Here is a 4,917-nt window from a genome sequence, read left to right on the forward strand (position 1 = left end):
TAGGACACCGCCGGACCACCCTTAGGCTGCAGGCCCCACCACCGGTGGGGCCTGCACCCCTTTAACCACCCCCACCGATACAGTCGACGCATGCGGTTCCACCCCGAAACACCCCAGCAGGCCGGCTTCGTGCGATATGAGGGGTCCGAACGCAACGCCCGGGGGATCCACCCCGGTATTTTCGGCCTTGCCAACGCGCTGGCCCGCGACGGCCGCCTGAGTGAGACCGACCATTCCTGGTGGCTTGCGTCGAACCTCTGGTACGACGCGGCCTACATCAACCCCCAGCTCGTCGATGCTACGGTGTACGACCGCACCCTCAATCCGACGGCACAGGCCTGGTTCAAGGTGTCCGCCGCGCACCTTCTGGAGCGGATCTCCGGTTATCTGGCCCTCCTTGACCGCTATGCGGTCCCGTGGCGGGAGATCCGCTCGAACGACCCGGGCACCGTTCTCTACGAAGACGAATTCCAACTGGTCGTAACGCCATGGTCGACCCAAGCTGGGACGGTTGGGGGCCCGGAGAGGCTGCTTGAGGCTCGGAGGAGCCGGGTCAAGGCCACAAAAGGAACTGCCGACGGCACGTGAACCGTTGTAGGGTCGAGCCAGGTTGCCAATGCCTGGTGCCACCACTCGGTCCGAGACTGCCAGCCCTGAGAGCGGGCGTTCTCGGAGGAAGAAGAGGTATCAGTGGGTTCGATGAACCGCCTGCGCCGATCGGGTATGCCACAACCGGGGACATGGAGTCCGGTGTCTCCGGACAGTCCGGCTTCCGGCCCAAAGGATCACTACGAGGTGCTGGTCGTCGGGGGCGGAAACGCAGGAATTTCCCTCGCAGCGCGGCTGCAGCGCTACGGTGTCCGCGATATTGCCATTGTTGAACCGCGCACCCAGCACCTCTATCAGCCGCTCTTCTCACACATTGCCGGCGGCACGGCGAAACCCGCCGACGCCGTCCGTCCCCAGTCCAAGGTCATGCCCCGTGGAGTCGCCTGGATCCAGGGCGAGGCGACAGGCGTGCAGCCGGACGCCCGCACCGTCGCCCTATCCTCCGGCGCGAGCCTGAAGTACGACAACCTCGTCGTGTGCCCCGGGATCCAGAAGGACTGGGACGCCGTTCCGGGCCTCGTCCAGGCGATGGCGTCCCCTTTCGGCGGGTCTAATTACGAATTCGAGCTGGCACCAAAGGCATGGGACCTGCTGCGTCAACTCCGCAGCGGGACCGTGGTGTTCAGCCAGCCGCCCGGTCCTGCCACCTGCGCCGGTGCCGCGCAGAAGCCGATGTACCTCGCCTGTGACTATTGGCGTGCGCAGGGGGTGCTCGACGACATCCGGGTTGTGCTGATTGTCCCGACGCCCACTGTTTTTGGAATGCCACTGATCGACGAGGAACTCAACCGCAAGATCGCCGAGTACGGCATCGAACTCCGCTGCGACAGCGAACTCGCCGAGGTGGACCCCGAGGGACGCAGCGTCGTCGTGCGCAACACCGCGGCCGGCACCAGCGAGCGTCTTCCCTACGACGTCCTTCACGCGGTGCCGCCCCAGTCCGCGCCCGACTGGCTGAAAACCTCAGCGCTTCCCGCCGACGGCGATCCCGGCGGCTTCGTCGAGGTGGATCCGGAGACACTGCGGCACGCGCGGTATCCCTCGGTATGGTCCCTCGGCGATGCGGCGGGGACACGGAACTCGAAGTCCGGCGCCGCACTGAGGATGCAGACTACGGTTCTGGCGAAAAACCTCAAAGCCGTGCGCAACGGCAGGAAGCCCGGCAAGAAGTACAACAACTACTCGGCGTGCCCCTTCACCGTGTCACGCTCGACCGTCGTCTTTTCCGAGTTCGACGATCGGTACCGGCCGAAGCCGACGGTGCCGGGGTGGAAGAATCTGGCACGGGAGCGGCGGTTGACGTGGCTGCTCGAGCGGAGGGTGCTCCCTCAGGTCTATTGGAAGCTGATCCTGACGGGCCGGGCGTAGCCTGCTGCCGCGGCGGGGACTCCTCCGAGAACTCCTCAGGGAAGCCGATGGTCGTCCGGGTCGGGGATGCGCAGCCACCGGTAGCCATACGGTTCAAGGTCGAGGTTGACTGTTCCCTTTCGTGAAATCCGCGGTCCGGTCCCGCCGAGCAGGTCGAGCAGGGTCTTTCCGTCGAGGTCGCTGGCGCTGTGCCGGGAACTGGTGACGTCCAGCGTCACCGGAACCGCTGACGGAGCGAAGTTGTGGACGAGGACCATGCTCGAGGCTCCCCAGGTACAGCGGTGGGCAAGGACCGAAGGATTGGCCTGCGACAGGACCTCAAAGCTTCCCCAGCCAAGTTCCGGGCACTGCCGGTAGCGGCGGATGAGTTCCGCCAGGAAGTGAAGGAGCGACTCCGGGTCCTGCCGGGCCCGGGCGGCGTTGACGGCATCCGGGCCATATTCGCCCTGGACAGGGCGGGCGACGAGGTTGGCCTCCTCAGCGCTCGAGAAGCCTCCGTTCTTCCCATCGGTCCACTGCATGGGGGTGCGGACGGCCAGCCTCCCCTCCGCGGCGAGGTCCTCGCCCATGCCGATTTCTTCGCCGTAGAACAGGACGGGGGTTCCGGGTAGCGAGAAGAGCAGGGAGTACACCATCCGGATGCGGCGTGGGTCTCCACCGAGCATCGGTGGCAGGCGCCGCTTGAGCCCACGTCCGTACACCTGCATTTTCTCCTCCGGGCCGAAGGCAGCAAACACCTCCTGCCGCTGCGATTCCGTGAGTTTGTCGAGAGTCAGCTCGTCATGGTTGCGCACGAAAGTCGCCCACTGGCTGTCGGGATTCGTCTCCGGACGGCCCTGGAGTGCGGCGGCCAGCGGGGCGGCCTCCTGCCGCGCCAGGGCGAGGTAGAGGTTCTGCATTCCAATGAAATCGAAAAGCATGGTGAGCTCGTCGGCGGCCTCTCCGCCAAGGAACCGCAGTTGGGCCTCGTAGGGAAGGTTCACTTCACCCAGAAGGATCGCACCGGGGCGTCGGCGGCCGAGGAAGCGCCTAAGGTCCTTGAGGAACTCATGTGGCTCCGGCAGTTCATTCGACTGCGCCCCGGTCAGCTCGAGGAAGAAGGGGACGGCGTCGACCCGGAACCCATCCATGCCCAGCTCGAGCCAGAAGCCTGCCGCCTTGGCGATCTCGTCGCGCACCCGCGGATTGGCGACATTCAGGTCGGGCTGATGTCGATAGAAGCGGTGCTGGTACCAATCACCGGTCGGCTCGGACCGGGTCCAAATGGAATCCTCCTGGTCGGGGAAAGTCACCTCGGCCGAGGTGTCTGGCGGGGGATCGGAGCGCCAGACGTAGAAGTCGCGGAAAGGACTGTCCCTCGACTCAACGGCGGACCGGAACCAGGGATGCTGGTCGGAGGTGTGATTGACCACGAGGTCCGCGATGACGCGGATGCCCTGATCCTTGGCCATCCGAAGGAACTCGACGAGGTCGCCATGCGTCCCGAGCCGGCTGTCCACTCCAAAGAAATCGGTGATGTCGTAGCCGTCGTCGCGGTCGGGGGTGGGATAGAACGGCATCAGCCAGATACAGGTCACTCCGAGGTCAGCCAGATAGTGCACCCGCTCCGCAAGGCCGGCGAAATCACCAATGCCGTCGCCGTTCGAGTCGTAGAAGGTTTCGACGTCGAGGCAGTACACCACGGCGTTCTTCCACCAAAGATCCGATGTCTCCGTGGTCTTCATTCTTCCCCCTCGTAGTGCGACGGCGGTATTCAGCGGTGGGCGGGTTGACCTGCCGCTCAGCGAAGCTCGGGCAGGACCTTGGCGGCGAAAGCCTCAATGAAGGGCTGCTGGTCCTGGCCCACGAAGTGGAGGTAGATTTCGTCGAAGCCAAGCTCCAGGTACTCCTGCAGCCACTGAGCGTGTTCACCGGTGCTGGCCGACACATTGACCGACGTGCGCACCGACTCCTCACCCACGTCGCGGCCTACGGCGTCGAAGTAGTCGGCGGTTGGAAGGTCCCACGGGATGGGAGGGGCGAAGGTGTTGTTCTTCCACTGATCCATGGCAATGCCAATGGCCTCCGATTCGGTGGGCGCCCAGGAAAGGTGCACCTGCAGGGTCGCCGTGCCCGTGCCTCCCGCGTCCCGGTACGCCGACAGCATGTTCCGCAGGTGTTCATGCGGCTGGTTGATCGTCACCAGCCCATCCGCCCAGACCGCGGCACGCCGTGCGGTGTCAACGGTGACGGCAGGGGCGATCAGCGGCGGCGGCGTGGCCGGTGTATCCCAGATCCGCGCCCGCTCGACGGTGACCAGCCCCCGATGGGTGACCTCTTCGCCGCTGTGCAGCCGGCGGATGACCGACACGCATTCCTCGAGACGCCGTTGCCGGACGTCCTTGGGCGGCCACGCCTCGCCGGTGATGTGCTCGTTCATGTTTTCGCCGCTTCCCAGGGCAACCCAGAGCCGGCCGGGATACATGTCCGCGAGGGTTGCCGAGGCATGGGCGAGGATTGCCGGGTGGTACCGCTGCCCGGGGGCAGTCACCACCCCGAAACGCAGGTCGGTCCGGGCAAGGGCCGAGCCCAGCCAGGACCAGGCGAACCCCGAATGGCCCTGCCGCTCGGACCACGGTTCTATATGGTCAGAGCACATCGCCGCATCGAAGCCGGCCTGCTCGGCCAGCACCACGTCCTCAAGCAGACGCGATGGACTGATCTGTTCGTGGGACGCATGGAATCCGAGTATCGCCATCCGACATGCATACCGCGGCACGGCCCTGCTGTCGAGGAATCCGGGAAGGCGCAGGCTGCCCGTGCCGGGACCGGCTCCGGCAGTCGGTCCGGCAGAGGGTCCGGAGGCCGAGCCGGGGCGCCGGTACACCGGTTTTGTGGGGGTGGGTGGGGGATTTGTGTTTGTTCGGTGGGGGTCGTATAGTTATGGAGTTGCCCCGGTGA

4 protein-coding genes are annotated in these 4,917 nt (G+C 65.5%); 2 read left to right on the forward strand and 2 right to left on the reverse strand.

Annotation, left to right across the window (positions count from 1 at the left end; genetic code table 11):
- The first annotated feature begins 90 nt into the window (after positions 1–90).
- Both I6N91_RS16880 and I6N91_RS16885 read left to right on the forward strand, forming a co-directional pair.
- A complete protein-coding gene (locus tag I6N91_RS16880) occupies positions 91–588 on the forward strand; it encodes a hypothetical protein (RefSeq protein ID WP_198814472.1) in 498 nt (165 codons plus the stop codon).
- A 207-nt stretch (positions 589–795) separates the two neighbouring features.
- Positions 796–1,977, forward strand: a complete 1,182-nt coding sequence (locus I6N91_RS16885; RefSeq protein WP_307843404.1) for an FAD/NAD(P)-binding oxidoreductase — start codon at positions 796–798, stop codon at positions 1,975–1,977.
- A 35-nt stretch (positions 1,978–2,012) separates the two neighbouring features.
- Here I6N91_RS16885 and I6N91_RS16890 read toward each other — a convergent pair whose 3' ends face one another.
- Positions 2,013–3,701, reverse strand: coding sequence for an alpha-amylase family protein (locus I6N91_RS16890; protein WP_198814473.1), 1,689 nt, complete (start codon positions 3,699–3,701; stop codon positions 2,013–2,015).
- Between the two features lie 56 nt (positions 3,702–3,757).
- Positions 3,758–4,714, reverse strand: a complete 957-nt coding sequence (locus tag I6N91_RS16895; RefSeq protein WP_198814474.1) for a TIGR03885 family FMN-dependent LLM class oxidoreductase — start codon at positions 4,712–4,714, stop codon at positions 3,758–3,760.
- Positions 4,715–4,917 lie beyond the last annotated feature (203 nt).

Source organism: Arthrobacter sp. MSA 4-2 (genome assembly GCF_016405885.1).
Taxonomy (GTDB): Bacteria; Actinomycetota; Actinomycetes; order Actinomycetales; family Micrococcaceae; genus Arthrobacter_D.

Bases quoted from the DNA above. Each gene is read 5' to 3' on its own strand.
- I6N91_RS16880 (WP_198814472.1), top strand. From the start codon at position 91: ATGCGGTTCCACCCCGAAACACCCCAGCAGGCCGGCTTCGTGCGATAT.
- I6N91_RS16890 (WP_198814473.1), bottom strand. From the start codon at position 3,701: ATGAAGACCACGGAGACATCGGATCTTTGGTGGAAGAACGCCGTGGTG.
- I6N91_RS16895 (WP_198814474.1), bottom strand. From the start codon at position 4,714: ATGGCGATACTCGGATTCCATGCGTCCCACGAACAGATCAGTCCATCG.